Consider the following 16,438-nt stretch of genomic DNA (forward strand, 5'->3'; position numbering starts at 1 on the left):
GGGCGGCCCGGTTCAGGATCAACAGTGCCAGATCAGGCCGAGCGCCACCAGCGGCGCGGCTCGACATTCTCGGGCAGAGTGTCCGTTGGGATTTGGCGGGCAACGTCATAGATCTCCTGGTAGGTATCGATGCCACCGGCCCAGTTGTTGAGACGTTCGCGCCATTGCGCCCAGGGTTCGGGGTTGAACTCGGGCGAGCACATTTCTTCGGCCATCTTGATCTGATCGTCGGCAAGGAAGGCCGGAGTCACATCGTTTTCGGCAAAGATCGTGCCGGGCAGTTGCGGATCGCTGAAGCCCACGGTCTTGACCAGGGCGGCCTCGTTCGCGGCCTGCACATGGACCTGCGCCAGATAGGCCGATTCCATGATCGCATCCTGAAGGTGCGGTTCCATGGCGTCGAAGACCTTGGCCGACATCGAGGTGTGCTCGGTCCCGCAGAAGAACTTGAGGTCGACCGATTGGCTGACCACGGGCGACATGTTGGCGTAGGCCACGGCCGAGGCCCATGTTTCCGCCCCGTCGATCAGGCCCTGCTTGAGGCCATCGAGGGTTTCCTCCCATGCCACCGGCACCGGGTTGAGGTTGAGCAGCTGCATGGCGATACGGCCAAGCTGTGTGCCCGTGACCCGGTTCTTCGTGCCAAAGAGTTCTTCCAGCTTGGTCACCTTGGGCTTGCCGGCGAAGGACTGACCCAACTGGATACCGCGCAGCTCGCAGTGGCTGAAGAGGAACTTCAGGCCATGGCGCTTTTCAAGCGGGTCACGCAGGATTCGCTGCGATTCCGGGCTGTAGAGGAAGTGATACTGCGACGCCCGGCTGGGGAACATATAGGCATAGTCCAGCACGTTCAGGTAAGGCGCGCCACCCGCCGAGTTCTGGGTCGAGGCGGCATACATATCCACCACGCCAAGCTGGGTTTTCTCAACGCAGTTGAGCTGTCCGCAGATTTGGTTGTCGCCGATAAATTCGACACGAATTTCGCCCTCGGTCCTTTCTTCGAGGTCGCGGGCAAATTCCAGAACGCCTGCCCGCTCGATCAGCAGGTTACGTGCGTTGAAGCCCGCCGCGCCGAGTTTCAGGGTGTGTTTGGGCTCTTTCGCGAAGCGTTTGTTGTAGCTGGACTCAGCTGCTTTCGCGAGATTAGGCAGCGTCGCGGCGCCGGTCAGCGCCCCTGCCCCCAATAGAACCGATGATAGGCCGAATTGGCCGGAAAGACGGAAAAGATCCCGGCGGGAAATCCCGCTCAGGGTTTTCGATACTTTCATGGTCTCCTCCCATGTTGCGCAATTTTGATACTTGCAGTCTCAATATTGATCGAATTATGCTCTCTCTGGCAAGGAAAATCTTTTACGGATTTGAAAGTCTGCGTCGGGAGGAAAGAAATGTCGGAGATTTCAGCGGATTACGTCATCGTCGGCGCGGGCTCAGCGGGGTGCGTTCTGGCGAATCGTCTCTCGGCGGACCCGTCGATCAAGATCGTCCTGATGGAGGCGGGCGGACGCGACTGGAACCCGTGGATTCACATCCCGGTGGGCTATTTCAAAACCATGCATAACCCCTCGGTCGACTGGTGTTATCGCACCGAACCGGACCCGGGGTTGAACGGGCGGCAACTGGATTGGCCGCGCGGCAAGGTTCTGGGCGGGTCGTCTTCTTTGAACGGTCTGCTCTATGTCCGGGGACAACCCGAGGATTACGACCGCTGGCAGCAGATGGGCAACCCCGGCTGGGGCTGGGACGATGTGCTGCCGCTGTTCAAACGCTCGGAAAACCAGGAACGCGGGGCGGATGACTTCCACGGTGATCAAGGCCCGTTGTCGGTGTCGAACATGCGGTTGCAACGCCCGATTTGCGATGCATGGGTCGCGGCGGCTCAAGAAGCCGGATACCCGTTCAACCCCGATTACAACGGGGCCACGCAGGAGGGCGTGGGGTACTTCCAGCTGACCACCCGCAACGGGCGGAGATGCTCAAGCGCGGTGGCCTTCCTGAACCCGGCGCGCAAACGCGAGAACCTGACGATCCTGACCAAGGCGGCGGCCAGCCGGATCGTGTTCGAGGGCAAGCGGGCCACCGGGGTGGCCTATCGCGATGCGGCGGGGCAGGAACATGTGGTCAAGGCCAATGCCGAGGTGATACTTTCATCCGGCGCGATCGGGTCGCCGCACCTGATGATGGTTTCGGGGCTGGGCGAGGCGGCGCAACTCAAGGAACAGGGCATCGAGGTGCTGCAAGACATGCCCGCCGTGGGCAAGAACATGCAGGACCATTTGCAGGCGCGGCTGGTGTTCAAATGCAATGAACCGACGCTGAACGACGAGGTGCGCAGCCTTGTGGACCAGGCCCGTATCGCATTGAAATACATGATGTTTCGGGCGGGGCCGATGGCCATGGCGGCGAGTTTGGCGACCGGGTTCATGCGCACCGGCGACCATGTGGAGACCCCCGACATCCAGTTCCATGTGCAACCGTGGTCGGCAGACAGCCCCGGCGAAGGCGTGCACCCCTTCTCGGCCTTTACCATGTCGGTATGTCAACTGCGCCCGGAAAGCCGGGGGGAGATCCGTCTGGCAGGGCCGGACAGCGGGACCTACCCGACGATCCACCCCAACTACCTGTCGACGGAAACCGATTGCCGGACCATCGTCGAGGGCATCAACATCGCCCGACGAATTGCCCGGTGCGAGCCGCTTAAGCATAAGATTTCACAGGAGTTTCGGCCCGACTCCAGCCTTGACATGGAGGACTATGAGGGCACGCTGGACTGGGCGCGGAACTACTCGACCACGATCTATCACCCGACGGGAACCTGCAAGATGGGGCCGGGCGGTGACGCGGTGGTGGACCCGCGCCTGCGGGTGCATGGGATCGAGGGGCTGCGGGTGGCGGATTGTTCGATCATGCCCGAGATCGTCTCGGGCAACACCAATGCGCCGGCGATCATGATCGGGGAGAAAGCCTCGGACATGATCCTGGAAGACCGCAAAGCAGGCGCCCTACAACGCTCGGCCTGAGGCTTTGGATTTTCGTACGAGTCGTACGCTTTACCCCCGGTTTTCGTACGAAAATCGGGGGTTTGGTTTTCGGGATCGTACGAGTCGTACGAAACACCCCTGCCCCGTGCGGTTGGGTAACGGTATGGTAAGGGGTTTGGGGTATGTTGGTTTGCGTGAGGCGAGAGGTTTGGTTTGCGATGGTTTTGGAGATACGTTGGGAATTGGTGAGAGGGTTTGGGTCGGGCCTTGGGCGTGAGCAGTGGAGACCCGGCGCGGGATCGAGGCGCGCGGTGCCGCCGCGCTGAAGACTCGTTCTACCAAGCGACCCTAGTAAACTTTTTACTAACCCGGCGTGACACCCCGAACCGATGCAAAAATGAATCATCGAATAAAACAACACTCAACTCGGTTGTCTAAAACGGATTGTTAAGGTTTTTTAGGGAAAAAGGGGGCTAAGATGAGCGAACTTTACACCATCGGCTACGAAGGCGCGTCAGCTGAACAGCTGATCGAAACCCTTTGCAACCTTCAAATAAAGGTATTGGTAGACGTTCGTGAGTTGCCACTTTCTAGAAAAAAGGGCCTATCAAAAACCTCTTTAGGACAAGCGTTGAACGACCGCGGCATTCAATATCTACACCTTAAAAAACTCGGCGACCCCAAGCAGGGGCGAGACGCTGCCAAAGCTGGTGACTATGTGACTTTTGAAAAGGTTTTCTTGCAGCATCTAAACACGGCAGATGCGCAGAATTCACTTTCAGAACTACTTAAGATTGCAGGTTCTCAGAAAACATGCATTCTTTGCTTTGAACGATGCGCGCATGTTTGCCATCGCTCGTATATCGCTGATGAGGCCGTCTTGTCAGGATTTGAAGTATTCAACCTAGTAGCCGACAGACCACAACAATATCTCAAAGATGGTATCAATATCCCGAGTTACAATTCTCGTAAAAGCCTATCCGCAGCCGAGTAAAAAGCACAGTGAGACGGTATGTTGTGCCGGACTTGATGCATCAGGCAAATGGAAACGATTGTACCCAATTCGTTTCCGGCAATTGGCTGACCAACAAGCGTTTCGCCGGTGGAGCATAGTAGACTTTGAATATTCGAAACCCCAAAATGACGTTAGACACGAAAGCTGCCGGGTTCACGAAGAGAGCATAAAAGTCGTTAGCGAAGTAAAAAACAAACAAGAGCGAGAGCACCTCGTAAGTCGAGCCATCGTAACATCTGAGATTGAAGCTGCCTCGAGTGGGGATTCATTAGCCCTAATTCGGCCTGAAAATGTTTCCTTAATTTGGAGGAAACGCAGTCCTGCTGAATTAGACGAAGCGCGTCGAGCTTTTGAAGACCAAGCACGGCAAGCCAGTATGTTTGATAAGGAATTAGACCTAATTGAGCCGTGCCCCTTCGAGTTCACAATGCGTTTTACAGATGGCGACGGTAAAATAAGAAATAAGAGATGCAGCGACTGGGAAACATCAGCTGCGTTTTTTAAACTCTCACGACGGTACGATGAAAATGCGGCGCTGGAACACCTAGAGACTACATATTGTAAAGACTATGTAGAAACTGGTCTAGTTTTAGCTCTGGGCAACATGGCAAAACGCCCACAGACTTGGCAACTGCTCGGTATTTTTCCGACAGCTAAGCCACTGCAAACGATGCTTGATCTATAAATCACTCATCCATCTTCAAAGCGCTAATAAACGCCTCTTGCGGGATGTCCACCTTGCCGAACTGGCGCATCTTCTTCTTACCGGCCTTCTGTTTCTCCAGAAGCTTCTTCTTCCGGGTCGCGTCGCCGCCGTAGCATTTGGCGGTCACGTCCTTGCGCATCGCGGACAGGGTTTCGCGGGCGATGACCTTGCCGCCGATGGCCGCCTGGATCGGGATCTTGAACATGTGGCGCGGGATCAGGCCCTTGAGCTTTTCGCACATGGCCCGCCCGCGCATTTCGGCGCGGTCGCGGTGGACCATCATGGAAAGCGCATCGACGGGTTCGTCATTCACCAGAAGCTGCATTTTCACGAGGTTGTCCTGCCGGTAGCCCGTGATCTCGTAATCAAACGAGGCATAGCCCTTGGTCACCGATTTCAGGCGGTCGTAGAAATCGAAGACCACCTCGTTCAGCGGCAGGTCATAGACCACCATGGCGCGGGAACCCGCATAGGTGAGGTCCTCCTGGATACCGCGGCGATCCTGACAGAGTTTGAGGACATCGCCGAGGAAGTCATCGGGCACGAGGATGGTGGCCTTGATGCGCGGCTCCTCAACGTGATCGACGAGGGTGAGGTCGGGCATGTCGGCGGGGTTGTGCAACTCCTCCATGGAGCCGTCTTTCATGTAGACGTGATAGACCACCGAGGGCGCGGTGGTGATCAGTTCGATGTCATACTCGCGTTCGATCCGGTCGCGGATCACTTCGAGGTGCAAAAGCCCGAGGAAGCCGCAGCGGAAGCCGAAGCCGAGGGCGGCGGAGTTTTCCATCTCGAAGGAGAAGGAGGCGTCGTTGAGGGCCAGTTTCTCGATCGCGTCCCGAAGGCTTTCGAATTCCGAGGAATCCACCGGGAAGAGGCCGCAGAAGACCACCGGGATCGAGGGTTTGAAGCCCGGCAGGGGTTCGGCGCATTGTTTCTTTTCGTGGGTGATCGTGTCGCCCACGCGGGTATCGCGCACCTGCTTGATCGAAGCGGTGATGAAGCCGATCTCGCCCGGGCCGAGTTCGTCTACGACGGTCATGGCGGGGCGGAAGACGCCGATGCGGTCCACGCCGTAGGTGGCGCCGGTTTGCATCATGCGGATCTTGTCACCCTTCTTGAGGACGCCGTCCATGATGCGAACAAGCACGACGACGCCGAGGTAGGGGTCGTATTTACTGTCGACCAGCATGGCCTTCAGGGGCGCGTCGCGGTCGCCGGTGGGGGCGGGCAGGTGATCGACGATGGCTTGCAGGGTTTCGCGGATGCCCTGCCCTGTCTTGGCCGAAACGGGGATGGCGCCCGAGGCGTCGATGCCGATGACCTCTTCGATCTGTTCGGCGACGCGGTCGAGGTCACTGGCCGGCAGGTCGATCTTGTTGAGCACCGGGATCAATTCGTGATCCGCCTCGATGGCCTGGTAGACATTGGCCAGCGTCTGCGCCTCCACCCCTTGGGTGGAATCCACCACCAGGAGCGAGCCTTCGACCGCGCGCATGGAGCGGGAGACCTCGTAGGAGAAATCGACGTGGCCGGGGGTGTCGATGAGGTTGAGCACGTATTGCTGCCCGTCATCGGCGGTATAGTCGATGCGGACGGTGTTGGCCTTGATGGTGATGCCGCGTTCGCGTTCGATGTCCATGCTGTCCAGAAGCTGATCCTTCATGTCGCGTTCGGCGACGGTATCGGTCATCTGGATCAGGCGGTCGGCCAGCGTGGATTTCCCGTGGTCGATATGGGCCACGATCGAGAAATTGCGGATATGCGAAAGCGGTGTCATGGGTGTGGGATATGGAGGGGTTTTGGGGGGTGGTCAAGGTGGGACGTCACCGGCCAGTGGTGAAACCCGCGTTCTGTTGCGGAGGGGCTGCCGGGGGCCCCGGACGGGATAAACATTAGTCGTATGACGGGCTGTCGGGCCTCACGTCTCACTTTGGTGCAATGGATTTCGCGGCCGAAAGGTCGGACCTGTCACGCATACGGGGCATGAGCAGCCTCCTTGTGCGGAGATCAGCAATGAAGACGGTTATTGTCGGGGCGGACGATCGGGACGCGGAGCCGCTGTATGACGGCGCGCTGGAGCATATCAGGCGCAGTTACTGTACGGCGTTTTCGGCGGATACGGATATTCGCCCGGCGCGCTTGGTCGTCACGCTTGCCCGGTCGGGGCAGATCGCCTGTGCCGCGGGTATACGGTGCCATGACGAGGGGTTTTTCTCGCAGCAGTACCTGGACGAGCCTGTCAGTGATGTCATTGCCCGCAAGACCGGCGGCGATATGGGGCCGCGGGATATTCTGGAGGTGGGCGGGCTGGCCTGTAGCACCCCGTTTGCCGCCTATCCCACGTTGCGCGCGGTTTTCGAATGGGGGCGCGAACGCAGGATCGGCTGGGGTCTGTTCACCGCGACGGCGGAGGTGCGGCGGTTGATCCAGCGCTCGAAGATCGCGCCGCTGATGCTGGCCCGGGCCGAGGCGGCGCGGGTCTGCGACCCGGCCCGGTGGGGCAGTTATTACGAGCATGACCCGTGGGTTTGCGCCTTTCGCGATCCGTCGCAGGGGCAAGGCCCGGTGATCCCCCATGCGGAGTCGGCGTGATGAGCGGTCAAGTCTTTCGGGCCATTGCCCGACACGCGGATGACACCCCGGATCGTGTGGCGTTGCGCGCGGGGACGCGGTGCATTGATTATGGACGGCTGGCGGCCTTCCTTGCGGCCAATGGCGCGATGCTGTCCGGTGGCCCGAAGGTGATCGGCATTGCAAGTGCCGACCCCATGGATGCGGCGCTGGCCGATCTGGCGTTGAGCTATCACGGGCATATCCCGGTGCATTTGCCGCCGTTCTTTTCGGCCTCGCAAACCACCCACATCATCGGGGCCGCCGGGATAGAGGCGGTGATCGGCGAGACAGCGTGCGGCGTGCCGACCATGACGCTTATCCGCCCGGAGGACAGCGCGCCCTTGCGGGCCACCTTGGCACCACCAAGGCGGGAGGGCTATCGGGTCATCTTTACGTCGGGGTCCTCGGGGAGGCCCAAGGGCGTTCTGATCGGGGAGCGGCAGATGGCAGCGGCCATTGACGGTCTGGCCGTGGCCATCGGGCCGAAAGCCACCGATGTTCACCTGTCGCTTTTGCCGATGGCGCAGCTTCTGGAGCAGATCGCGGGGCTTTACCTGCCGCTGCTGGCCGGGGCGCAGGTGCGGTTTTGCGCCGAGGCCCTGCCTGCGCTGTTCGGCGGGCCGATGGCGCCGGTTCTGGAGACCTTGCAGGAGGCACAACCGACAACGACGATTCTTGTCCCGGCCTTCCTTGCGCGGCTGGTGGCCGGGTTGAAGGCCACGGGGCGCCCTGCCCCCGACAGCCTGCGCTTCGTGGCGGTCGGCGGTGCGGCAACCGCGCCTGCCCTGCTGACCGAGGCCGAGGCCATGGGCCTGCCCGTCTACGAGGGGTATGGCCTGTCGGAGTGTTGTTCGGTTGTCGCGCTGAACCGTCCGGGGGACAAGCGCCACGGCACGGTGGGACGGGTTCTTGACGGTGTCGAAGTGCGGATCGAAGACGGCGAAATCATCGTTTCCGGCCCGACGGTCATGGACGGCTATCTGGGCCAGCCGCCGGTCGGCGGCGATTGGGCCACCGGCGATATGGGCCGGATCGAGGACGGGCGGTTGGTTGTCGAGGGCCGCAAGGATTGGCGGATCGTCACCCCGGAGGGGCGCAACATCAGCCCCGAGTGGGTCGAAGCCTGTCTTGGGGCCGATCCGCGCATTCCCGCCTCGGGCCTGCATCTGGGCGCCGACGGGCAGCTTGTACTGATCGCGGCGGTCGCGGCGCCGGTCAGCGCCGATGAGGTGGCCCGGCTGCTGGCCGACCTGCCCGGCTATGCGCGGCCCGCGCGGGTGGTGTTCGTGCCGGCCTCATTGGAGGGGCTTCTCAAGCCCGGCGGGGGCATCGACCGAAGCCAGCTTGCCCCGCTGTCGGAAACCAACCCCGCGCATCCACTTTCTTTTGACTCGAAGGAGTGTGTCGCATGACCAAGCAAACACCAACCGCCCTGATCACCGGGGCCGGATCCGGCATTGGCCGCGCCTTGGCGGTCGAGGCCGCGCGGCGGGGGTATCACCTGATCCTTGTGGGCCGTCGGCGGGCCCAGCTTGAAGAGACGGCTGACCTGACGGGGCCGGCGGAGGCCCGGATCGTCAGCGCCGACATCACCACGCCGGAGGGCCGGGCAACCATAGCCGAAGCCGCGGGCGACCGGCTGGACATCGTGGTGAACAATGCCGGGAGCCTCTGTGTCGGGCGTTTGACCGATCTGGACGACGAGGCCCTGTCGCGGACAATCAACACGAACCTGACCGCCGCCCTGCTTCTGACCCGCGACCTTGTGCCCGCGCTGGCGGCGGCGCAGGGCCGGATCGTCAATATCGGCTCGATGTTCGGGATGATCGCCTTTCCCTATTTCGCCGCTTATTCAGCCACGAAATTCGCGACCCGCGGCCTGTCAGACGCACTGCGCCGTGAGTTGTCAGAGTTCGGTATCTCGGTGACATATGTGGCGCCCCGCGCCACCCGGACCCCAGCCCAGAGCCGGTTTGCACATCTGGTGGAGCCCTTCGGCATGGCCCTTGACGACCCCGAGCGTGTGGCCCGGCGCGCATGGGCCGGGATCGCCGCGGGCAAGGCCACGGTTTACCCCGGTCTCGGCGAGCGGGTTTTTGCACTGGTGCAGGCCGTGGTGCCATCGCTGATCGACACTGCCTTGATCCACAAGGCGCACACCCCGCGGACGCAAGCCGCCCTCAAGACTTTCAACGAACAAAAAGAGGCCTGAGCCATGACCTATAACATCATTCGCCCCGATCATGAGGGACAATCGCCCTGTGACATTGCCATTCAGGGCCGTATTCGGCGTGATCTGGACAAGGACGGCTGGACCCTGTTGCGCGGGTTTCGGCCGGATATGGCCGGATTCAGCGCCCTGACCACGGCCCTGTGCAACAAGATCACCTTTGATCCGGCACGCGAATATGGCGATGCCAACACGCAAAAGGTGGATGCCGGGACCGGGCCGATTGGCCTGCACACCGAGAATGGCAACACGCCGGTTTGCCCGGATATCGTGGCCTTCTTCAGCCCCGTTGCCGCCTTCGAGGGATCGCAAACCACGGTTTGCGATGGCCGCGCCGTATTCGAGGCGATGGACGACGAGACCAAGGCGCGCTGGCAACAGCCGATGGTGGTGGAGCGGTATTTGCCGGAAGAGCTGTGGAAGCGGTATCTGGCCAATGAGCACCCGGCCATTTCCCGCCCCGAAGAGGTGACCGAACAGCATGTCGAAGAATTCCGCGCGGCGATCCCGAACCAGGAATTCGACATGCTGGAGGATGGCGGGATCAATTATCGGCTGACGGTGTCGCCGGTGCGTGGCTCGGCCCTGTCCGGCGGGCAGGGGTTTGCCAACGCGGTTCTGGGGCCGTCGCATAATTACGCCCCGCCCCGGTATCGGTTCGCCGAGGGCGAAGAGATCGAGCAGGACGAAATCGAGGCGCTGCGCGACCTTGCCGAAACCTGCACACATGAAATCAACTGGCAGGATGGGGATATTGCCGTTCTGGACAACACCCGCGTCATGCATGGCCGCCGCGCCATCGTCGACAACAATCGCCAGCTTTTCATCGGCATGGGCAACCTGTGACCCGCCCGGCCAGTGATGTGACCATACCATATAGGAGACTTGTGAAATGAAACGTATTGCAGCCTTGATCATGCTTTCGATCCTTGCCGGGGGGCCTGCGCTGGCCGACCCTATCGAGGGGCTTTGGCGCACCGCCCCGGATGACCACGGCGATGTCGGCTATATCCGTGTGGGACAATGCGGCGCGACGTACTGCGGGGTTCTGGAACGGGCCGAAAATGCGCAGGGTCAGGCGATCCAGCCCGATACGCTCGGGCGCAAGATCGTCTGGAACCTGTCGCCGGGCGGCAACGGTGAATACGAGGGGCGGATCTATGCACCGGACCGGGACAAGGAATACATGTCGCGCCTTGAGCTGTCGGGCAATCGCATTTCCGTCAATGGCTGTGTTCTGGGCGGCTTGATTTGCCGGAACGGCGGCCATTGGACCCGCGTGCAGTAAAACCGCCATTTCGCACCGGTCGGATGCGACCGGCGAAAATCAACTCAGGCCTCCTTCGGGGGGCCTGTTTGCCTTGTCCTGCCCGGCCAAATGGCGCAATGATTTGGCAGGTTCGGCCAATGCCGCCTTACGGGAGGCATGACCGCCCGTGTGTTTCGCTCGCATCGAGGATGCCATCAATGCAGTCTACAGGTTCCATGCAGGCCAGTACCCTGAAATATGTAACGGTTTTCCTGATTGGCAGCGTCATATTCTTCGTCTTCGATGTGGCCAGCGACATTTACGAACGGGTGATTGCCAACAACGCACCAAGCCTGCTGGACCTGACCCATTTGTTGTTCGAGGTGTTCTCGGCCGCGGCCCTGATCCTTGCCATTCGGATCCTGATGCGTCAGCTTCGCTGGCTTCAGGCGCGCAACACGGAGCAATCGGAATCGCTCAACTTCCTGCGCGGTGAGATGGACAGTTTCGCGCGGGGCAAGTTTGACGAATGGAACCTGAGTTCGGCCGAGCGTGACATCGCAATGTACATGCTCAAAGGGCTGAGCATCGCCGAGATCGCGCAGGCCCGATCGACCGCCGAAGGCACGGTCAAGGCGCAGACCTCGAACATTTTCCGCAAGACCGGCGTGGCCTCGCGGATGGAGCTTATGAGCCTGTTCATGGACGAGTTCATGGACATTGGCGCCAACCTTGAGCCGGCCCGTCAAAAAGCCGGGTAAATGCACAGGCCCCGGGCATGTGAATTGCCGCGGGTTAAAGCCTGTACGCACGTTTGAGAGCAGACTGACACGATCAACACGGGGGCCGAACTTGGCCCGGCCGACGCGGCGGAGCGTCCGGCCATCTGGCAGGAATGTTGAAGATGAAGGTCGCTGACATCATGAGACACCCCCCGATCACGATCCTGGCCTCGGCCAGTGTTCCCGAGGCCGCAGCGCAGATGCGCGCGGGGCATGTCGGGTGTCTGGGCGTTTTGGAGAACGGCCGGCTTGTCGGGGTGATTACGGACCGCGACATCGTGATGAGGGCCGTCGTTGGCGGCGAGCGGGCGATGCGCCTTCGGGTGCGTGACGTGATGAGCCCGGAAGTGCTGTTTTGTAGCGACAGGCAAAGGGTGGAGGATGCCGCCGCCGCCTTGGGCGATCATCAGGTCCGCCGCCTGCCGGTCTGCGATGCGCGAGCACGGCTGGTGGGTATGCTGTCGGTGGACCGGATTGCCGAAGAGTATTCCGAGCATCTGGCCGGTGAGACGCTTGGGGAGATTGTCGAAACGCGCCTTGGCCCTAGACCCTAGGCCCTGAAGGGCAGGATTTCGCGTTCAAGGGCCTCGCGGTCCACCCCGGCCAAGCGCGCGAGCGCGCAGGCATCGAGAACGCGCACCTCGATATGGTCGCGCATCGCAAGGATCTTGTTGCGGGTCAGGCGGCGCATCGTCCGGCAGACATGCACCGACGACAGGCCAACGTAATCGCCAAGCTGCTGTTGGGTCATCGGAATGTGAAAGCTGGGCGTCTCATGATCATCGGTGCCATCGATACGGATACAGAATTCGAGGATCGCATAGGCGATGCGCATCTCGGCGGTCCCCTTGCCCAATCGTAGCATCCGTTCGGCGCGGCGGGCCTGTTGGGCCGCCTCGGACAGATGGGCCAGTCTTTGCATTTCGGGCCAGTGGCCGGTCATGCGTTCCCAACTGCGGTAAGGCATGGCGGCGAGCGCCCCGTCGCTCAGCGCCTCGATGTTCACCGAAGATGTCTTTCCGTCTGCGGCGACCGGATCGACGATGTCACCGGGCAGGGCAAAATCTATGATCTGGTTCTGGCCCTCCTGCAAGGCTTTCGACAAGGCCAGCCAGCCATCGAGAACGCAATAGACGGCCCGGCATCCCTGGCCTTCGAGAAGCAATGTCCGGTTCTTTGAAAAAGGCAACCTATGCTGATTGAGGGCATTGTGAAGTTCACGTGGGAACGCCTTGGCGCCCCCCGCCCACGGGACGATGCGCGCGGCTTCGGTCATATCAGCGGCCAGTTGGTATTCAGCGAACACGGCTGTGCCCTCCTTATCGGTCAAAACCACCATGTCGGGAAACTCACGATTTACCGCGCCGGACCCGATCACCCCATCCTCCGGCGCTTTTCACTGTCGAACTATACGAGGCGAAAACAGCCCCATCTTGACAGATGTCAAACCGCCGGGGCGCCCTTTGTGGGATATGGTCGATACGGGCGACTTGCCGCTGGTTTGTCAGGTGCGGGGTTTTGGGGGTATCATTGCCGGTAGCAGTGCGAGTGCCCGGAAAATCCCCGGCGTTATGCCGTTTCGATAAGCCATGACAGGAGCCAATGGAATGACCGCCTCGAAATCCTCACCGTCCTCGTTCACCGATATGGTCCGGCAATCGCAGATGATGTTCGCGATGGTCCCGACGGGTGCCCCGCAAGCCGAGCATTTCTGGGACATGCAGGACAAGATGCTGAGTGACTCGGAGGTCTTTGCAAAACACTGGTTCGAGCGGCGCCACACCGCCACGCGCACGGCGCTGGAAACGGCGAAGGATATTGCCGAAACCGGGCCATCGAACCCGGCGGCGGCGGTGAAGGCCATCACCGACTGGCAGGCCCATTCGATGGGGCGCATCGCCGAGGACTTTCGCGAGTGGTCCAACCTGTGCGCGCGCTGTGCGGCGCATATGGGCCGGGCGGAACTGGAGGCGGGCGAAGACGGATTGAAACAGGTGGCGAAATCTGCGGGCTCGACCAAGCGCCGCAAGGACGACATTCCGGTTTGAACCTGAAGGCACGGGGCCATGCCGCGCGTAGCGGATGACATTTCCGGCCTCCCCAAGACAATGAGCCGCGCCTTTGCGCCTCATGCCCTTGTCCCGGCAGAGGTCTTGGAGCAGATGGCGGCCACGCCCGAGGGGTTGAGTTCGGACGAGGCGGCCCGCCGGTTGGCGGCGCATGGGCCGAACCGTGCCCCCGAGATGCAAGGGCGCGGCGCGATCCTGCGCTTTCTGGGGCATTTTCACAACGTTCTGATCTATGTGCTGATTGGCTCGGCCATGGTGACGGCGGCGCTGCGGCACTGGGTGGATACCGGCGTGATCATGGCGGTTGTTCTGGTGAATGCCGTGATCGGGTTCTTGCAGGAAGGCCGCGCCGAGCGGGCGATGGACGCGATCCGTGAGATGCTGGCCCCGCATGCAACGGCCCTGCGCGACGGGCAACGCAAATCTCTGGACGCTGCGGATCTTGTCCCCGGAGATATCGTGTTGATCGAGGCCGGGGACCGGGTGCCTGCCGACCTGCGGTTGACCGACGGGCGCGGGTTGCGGGCCGAGGAGGCGATCCTGACGGGGGAAAGCGTTCCCGTCCACAAGGGCCCGGAGGCGGTCGAGGCCGAGGCCGCGCTTGGGGATCGGTCTTGCATGCTGTTCAGCGGTACGCTGGTCGTGTCGGGGACGGGGCGTGGCGTTGTCGTCGCAACGGGGCGCGCAACCGAGATCGGACAGATCAGCGATATGCTGACGCGGGTTCAGACGCTCACCACGCCGCTGTTGCAGCAGATGGACGTATTTGCCCGGTGGCTGACCGTCTTCATCCTGCTGATCGCGGCCAGCCTGTTGGTTTACGGATATTTCGTGGGGCACATGCCCTTTGCCGATTTGTTCATGGCGGTGGTCGGCCTGTCGGTTGCCGCGATCCCCGAGGGGCTTCCGGCGGTGCTGACGATCACGTTGGCCGTGGGCGTGCAGGCCATGGCGCGGCGCAACGCCATCGTCCGCCGCCTGCCCGCGATCGAGACTTTGGGGGCGGTTTCGGTGATCTGTACCGACAAGACCGGCACCCTGACCCGCAACGAGATGATGGCCGCCACCCTTGCCGCGCCGGGGCATGTCTTTTCGGTCAGCGGCGAGGGTTATGCCCCCGAAGGGGGGCTGCGCCACGGGGATACGGACAGGCCGGTGGAGGATCATGGCACACTGGAGGCCTTCGCCCGTGCCGCCGCGCTGTGCAATGATGCGCGGTTGCGCCGGGTCGAGGGTGGCTGGCATGTCGTGGGCGACCCGATGGAGGGGGCCCTTGTGGCCTTGGCGGGCAAGATCACCGAAGACCCCGGCCAGCCTTTTGCCGGGTGGAGCCGTACGGATACGATCCCGTTCGATGCCGCGCATCGCTATATGGCCGTGCTGCATCATGACCACGAGGGCCATGCCGCGATTCACGTCAAGGGCGCGCCCGAGGCGGTGCTGAGCATGTGCAGGGCGCAGCGCGGGCTGGATGGCGGGACCGAGCCGCTTGATCAGGCGCATTGGCACGCGATGGTCGAGCGGTTGGCGGCACAGGGAGAGCGGGTGATCGCCATTGCCATGCGTTCGGTGCCGCAGGATCATACCATCCTGAACGCCGCCGATCTGGAGGGAACCCTGACCCTGATCGGGTTGATCGGGCTGATCGACCCGCCGCGCCCCGAGGCGATCAAGGCGGTCGCCGAATGTCATGCCGCCGGGATCGATGTGAAGATGATCACCGGGGATCATGCGGCGACGGCGCGGGCGATTGCCGAAACCATAGGGCTGACAAATTGCCGGGAGGTTCTGACCGGCGCGGATATTGCGGCGATGAGCGACAGCGCGCTGGCCGAAGCGGCCGTGGGGGTGGATGTCTTTGCCCGCACGTCGCCCGCCGACAAGTTGCGGCTTGTCGATGCGTTGCAATCGCGGGGGCTGACCGTGGCGATGACCGGCGACGGGGTGAACGACGCCCCTGCCCTCAAGCGTGCCGATGCCGGGATTGCCATGGGGCGCAAGGGCAGCGCGGCGGCGAAAGAGGCCGCCGATCTGGTGCTGGCGGATGACAATTTCGCCTCGATCGCGGCGGCGGTGCGCGAGGGGCGGACCGTTTTCGACAATATCAAGAAGGTCATCAGCTGGACCCTGCCCACCAGTTTCGGCGAAGCGGCCACGGTTGTTGTCGCGCTGTTCGCCGGGCTGGCCCTGCCGGTGACGGCGGTGCAGATCCTTTGGATCAACCTTGTGACGGCGGCGACGCTGGGCCTTGCGCTGGCCTTTGAGCCCTCGGAGCCCGGCACGATGCGGCATCCGCCGCGCCCACGGTCGGCGCCGCTTTTGACCGGGGGGCTGGTGTGGCATATCGTGTTGGTCTCGGCGCTGTTCCTGTCGGCGGGGTTCGGCGTGTTCTTCTATGCGCTCGACCGGGGGTATCCTTTGCCGCTTGCCCAGACCATCGCGATGAACACGCTGGTGGTGCTGGAGCTGTTCCACCTGTTTTTCATCCGCAACATTCACGGCACGTCCCTGACGTGGGCGGCGGTGCGCGGAACGCCGGTGATCTGGGCCTGCATCGTCGTGGTCGTGGCGGCACAGGCCGCGATTACCTATCTGGCGCCCTTGCAAGAGATCTTTGGCACGCAGGCCGTGCCGCCGCGCGACGGCCTGTTAATCGTTGTCATCGGCATGGTGTTTTTTGCGCTGATCGAAACCGAAAAGCAGATGCGCCTGGCCTTTCGGAGCCCCCCCGCCGGGATCAAGACGTAGTGCCTCAGGGCGGGTATGGGGCGTACAAGATCACCTGCACGCCCC

General features: G+C 61.9%; 15 protein-coding genes. 12 read left to right on the forward strand and 3 right to left on the reverse strand.

The window, feature by feature from the left end:
* Positions 1–32: 32 nt before the first annotated feature.
* Positions 33–1,268, reverse strand: coding sequence for a TRAP transporter substrate-binding protein (locus tag FDP25_RS04795; protein WP_154149448.1), 1,236 nt, complete (start codon positions 1,266–1,268; stop codon positions 33–35).
* A gap of 117 nt (positions 1,269–1,385) precedes the next feature.
* Here FDP25_RS04795 and FDP25_RS04800 point away from each other — a divergent pair, with 117 nt between their 5' ends.
* From FDP25_RS04800 to FDP25_RS17035, 3 genes are all read left to right on the forward strand, one after another.
* Complete coding sequence (locus FDP25_RS04800; protein WP_154149450.1) at positions 1,386–3,017, forward strand: GMC family oxidoreductase; 1,632 nt, start codon at positions 1,386–1,388, stop codon at positions 3,015–3,017.
* Positions 3,018–3,456: 439 nt separating this feature from the next.
* Positions 3,457–3,972: a DUF488 domain-containing protein gene (locus FDP25_RS04805; RefSeq protein ID WP_154149452.1), complete on the forward strand. Its 516-nt coding sequence runs from the start codon at positions 3,457–3,459 to the stop codon at positions 3,970–3,972.
* The gene (locus FDP25_RS17035) at positions 3,917–4,678 is read left to right on the forward strand and encodes a hypothetical protein (RefSeq protein ID WP_172982749.1); all 762 of its coding nucleotides are present in this window, start codon (positions 3,917–3,919) and stop codon (positions 4,676–4,678) included. The genes FDP25_RS04805 and FDP25_RS17035 overlap by 56 nt, the downstream gene beginning before the upstream one ends.
* Position 4,679: 1 nt before the next feature.
* Here FDP25_RS17035 and lepA read toward each other — a convergent pair whose 3' ends face one another.
* The gene (gene lepA / locus FDP25_RS04815) at positions 4,680–6,479 is read right to left on the reverse strand and encodes a translation elongation factor 4 (RefSeq protein WP_154149456.1); all 1,800 of its coding nucleotides are present in this window, start codon (positions 6,477–6,479) and stop codon (positions 4,680–4,682) included.
* A 236-nt stretch (positions 6,480–6,715) separates the two neighbouring features.
* Between lepA and FDP25_RS04820 the strand changes: the two genes are divergently transcribed.
* From FDP25_RS04820 to FDP25_RS04850, 7 genes are all read left to right on the forward strand, one after another.
* Positions 6,716–7,294, forward strand: a complete 579-nt coding sequence (locus FDP25_RS04820) for a thermostable hemolysin (protein ID WP_172982750.1) — start codon at positions 6,716–6,718, stop codon at positions 7,292–7,294.
* Positions 7,294–8,727, forward strand: a complete 1,434-nt coding sequence (locus FDP25_RS04825) for an AMP-binding protein (protein ID WP_154149460.1) — start codon at positions 7,294–7,296, stop codon at positions 8,725–8,727. The genes FDP25_RS04820 and FDP25_RS04825 overlap by 1 nt, the downstream gene beginning before the upstream one ends.
* Positions 8,724–9,527, forward strand: a complete 804-nt coding sequence (locus tag FDP25_RS04830) for an SDR family NAD(P)-dependent oxidoreductase (RefSeq protein ID WP_154149462.1) — start codon at positions 8,724–8,726, stop codon at positions 9,525–9,527. Before FDP25_RS04825 ends, FDP25_RS04830 begins: the two co-directional genes overlap by 4 nt.
* Positions 9,528–9,530: 3 nt before the next feature.
* Positions 9,531–10,391: a TauD/TfdA family dioxygenase gene (locus FDP25_RS04835; RefSeq protein ID WP_154149464.1), complete on the forward strand. Its 861-nt coding sequence runs from the start codon at positions 9,531–9,533 to the stop codon at positions 10,389–10,391.
* A 46-nt stretch (positions 10,392–10,437) separates the two neighbouring features.
* Positions 10,438–10,833, forward strand: a complete 396-nt coding sequence (locus FDP25_RS04840; protein WP_154149466.1) for a DUF2147 domain-containing protein — start codon at positions 10,438–10,440, stop codon at positions 10,831–10,833.
* 179 nt (positions 10,834–11,012) lie between these two features.
* Positions 11,013–11,555, forward strand: coding sequence for a helix-turn-helix transcriptional regulator (locus FDP25_RS04845; RefSeq protein WP_172982751.1), 543 nt, complete (start codon positions 11,013–11,015; stop codon positions 11,553–11,555).
* Positions 11,556–11,716: 161 nt separating this feature from the next.
* Positions 11,717–12,130 (forward strand): CBS domain-containing protein, encoded by a 414-nt coding sequence (locus FDP25_RS04850; protein ID WP_246175762.1) that lies wholly within the window; start codon positions 11,717–11,719, stop codon positions 12,128–12,130.
* Here FDP25_RS04850 and FDP25_RS04855 read toward each other — a convergent pair.
* Positions 12,127–12,882, reverse strand: a complete 756-nt coding sequence (locus FDP25_RS04855; protein WP_172982752.1) for a helix-turn-helix domain-containing protein — start codon at positions 12,880–12,882, stop codon at positions 12,127–12,129. The genes FDP25_RS04850 and FDP25_RS04855 overlap by 4 nt on opposite strands.
* Before the next feature lie 301 nt (positions 12,883–13,183).
* Here FDP25_RS04855 and FDP25_RS04860 point away from each other — a divergent pair, with 301 nt between their 5' ends.
* On the forward strand, positions 13,184–13,624 hold the full coding sequence (locus FDP25_RS04860) for a hypothetical protein (protein ID WP_154149474.1): 441 nt from the start codon (positions 13,184–13,186) through the stop codon (positions 13,622–13,624).
* Between the two features lie 18 nt (positions 13,625–13,642).
* Positions 13,643–16,393 (forward strand): cation-transporting P-type ATPase, encoded by a 2,751-nt coding sequence (locus tag FDP25_RS04865; protein ID WP_425500498.1) that lies wholly within the window; start codon positions 13,643–13,645, stop codon positions 16,391–16,393.
* Positions 16,394–16,438 lie beyond the last annotated feature (45 nt).

Origin of the sequence: Roseovarius bejariae (assembly GCF_009669325.1) — a bacterium.
GTDB lineage: Bacteria > Pseudomonadota > Alphaproteobacteria > Rhodobacterales > Rhodobacteraceae > Roseovarius > Roseovarius bejariae.

Excerpts from the sequence above, each read along its gene's own strand:
- FDP25_RS04795 (WP_154149448.1), bottom strand. The coding sequence starts at position 1,268 with ATGAAAGTATCGAAAACCCTGAGCGGGATTTCCCGCCGGGATCTTTTC.
- FDP25_RS04800 (WP_154149450.1), top strand. The coding sequence starts at position 1,386 with ATGTCGGAGATTTCAGCGGATTACGTCATCGTCGGCGCGGGCTCAGCG.
- FDP25_RS04805 (WP_154149452.1), top strand. The coding sequence starts at position 3,457 with ATGAGCGAACTTTACACCATCGGCTACGAAGGCGCGTCAGCTGAACAG.
- FDP25_RS17035 (WP_172982749.1), top strand. The coding sequence starts at position 3,917 with ATGGTATCAATATCCCGAGTTACAATTCTCGTAAAAGCCTATCCGCAG.
- lepA (WP_154149456.1), bottom strand. The coding sequence starts at position 6,479 with ATGACACCGCTTTCGCATATCCGCAATTTCTCGATCGTGGCCCATATC.
- FDP25_RS04820 (WP_172982750.1), top strand. The coding sequence starts at position 6,716 with ATGAAGACGGTTATTGTCGGGGCGGACGATCGGGACGCGGAGCCGCTG.
- FDP25_RS04825 (WP_154149460.1), top strand. The coding sequence starts at position 7,294 with ATGAGCGGTCAAGTCTTTCGGGCCATTGCCCGACACGCGGATGACACC.
- FDP25_RS04830 (WP_154149462.1), top strand. The coding sequence starts at position 8,724 with ATGACCAAGCAAACACCAACCGCCCTGATCACCGGGGCCGGATCCGGC.
- FDP25_RS04835 (WP_154149464.1), top strand. The coding sequence starts at position 9,531 with ATGACCTATAACATCATTCGCCCCGATCATGAGGGACAATCGCCCTGT.
- FDP25_RS04840 (WP_154149466.1), top strand. The coding sequence starts at position 10,438 with ATGAAACGTATTGCAGCCTTGATCATGCTTTCGATCCTTGCCGGGGGG.
- FDP25_RS04845 (WP_172982751.1), top strand. The coding sequence starts at position 11,013 with ATGCAGTCTACAGGTTCCATGCAGGCCAGTACCCTGAAATATGTAACG.
- FDP25_RS04850 (WP_246175762.1), top strand. The coding sequence starts at position 11,717 with ATGAGACACCCCCCGATCACGATCCTGGCCTCGGCCAGTGTTCCCGAG.
- FDP25_RS04860 (WP_154149474.1), top strand. The coding sequence starts at position 13,184 with ATGACCGCCTCGAAATCCTCACCGTCCTCGTTCACCGATATGGTCCGG.
- FDP25_RS04865 (WP_425500498.1), top strand. The coding sequence starts at position 13,643 with ATGCCGCGCGTAGCGGATGACATTTCCGGCCTCCCCAAGACAATGAGC.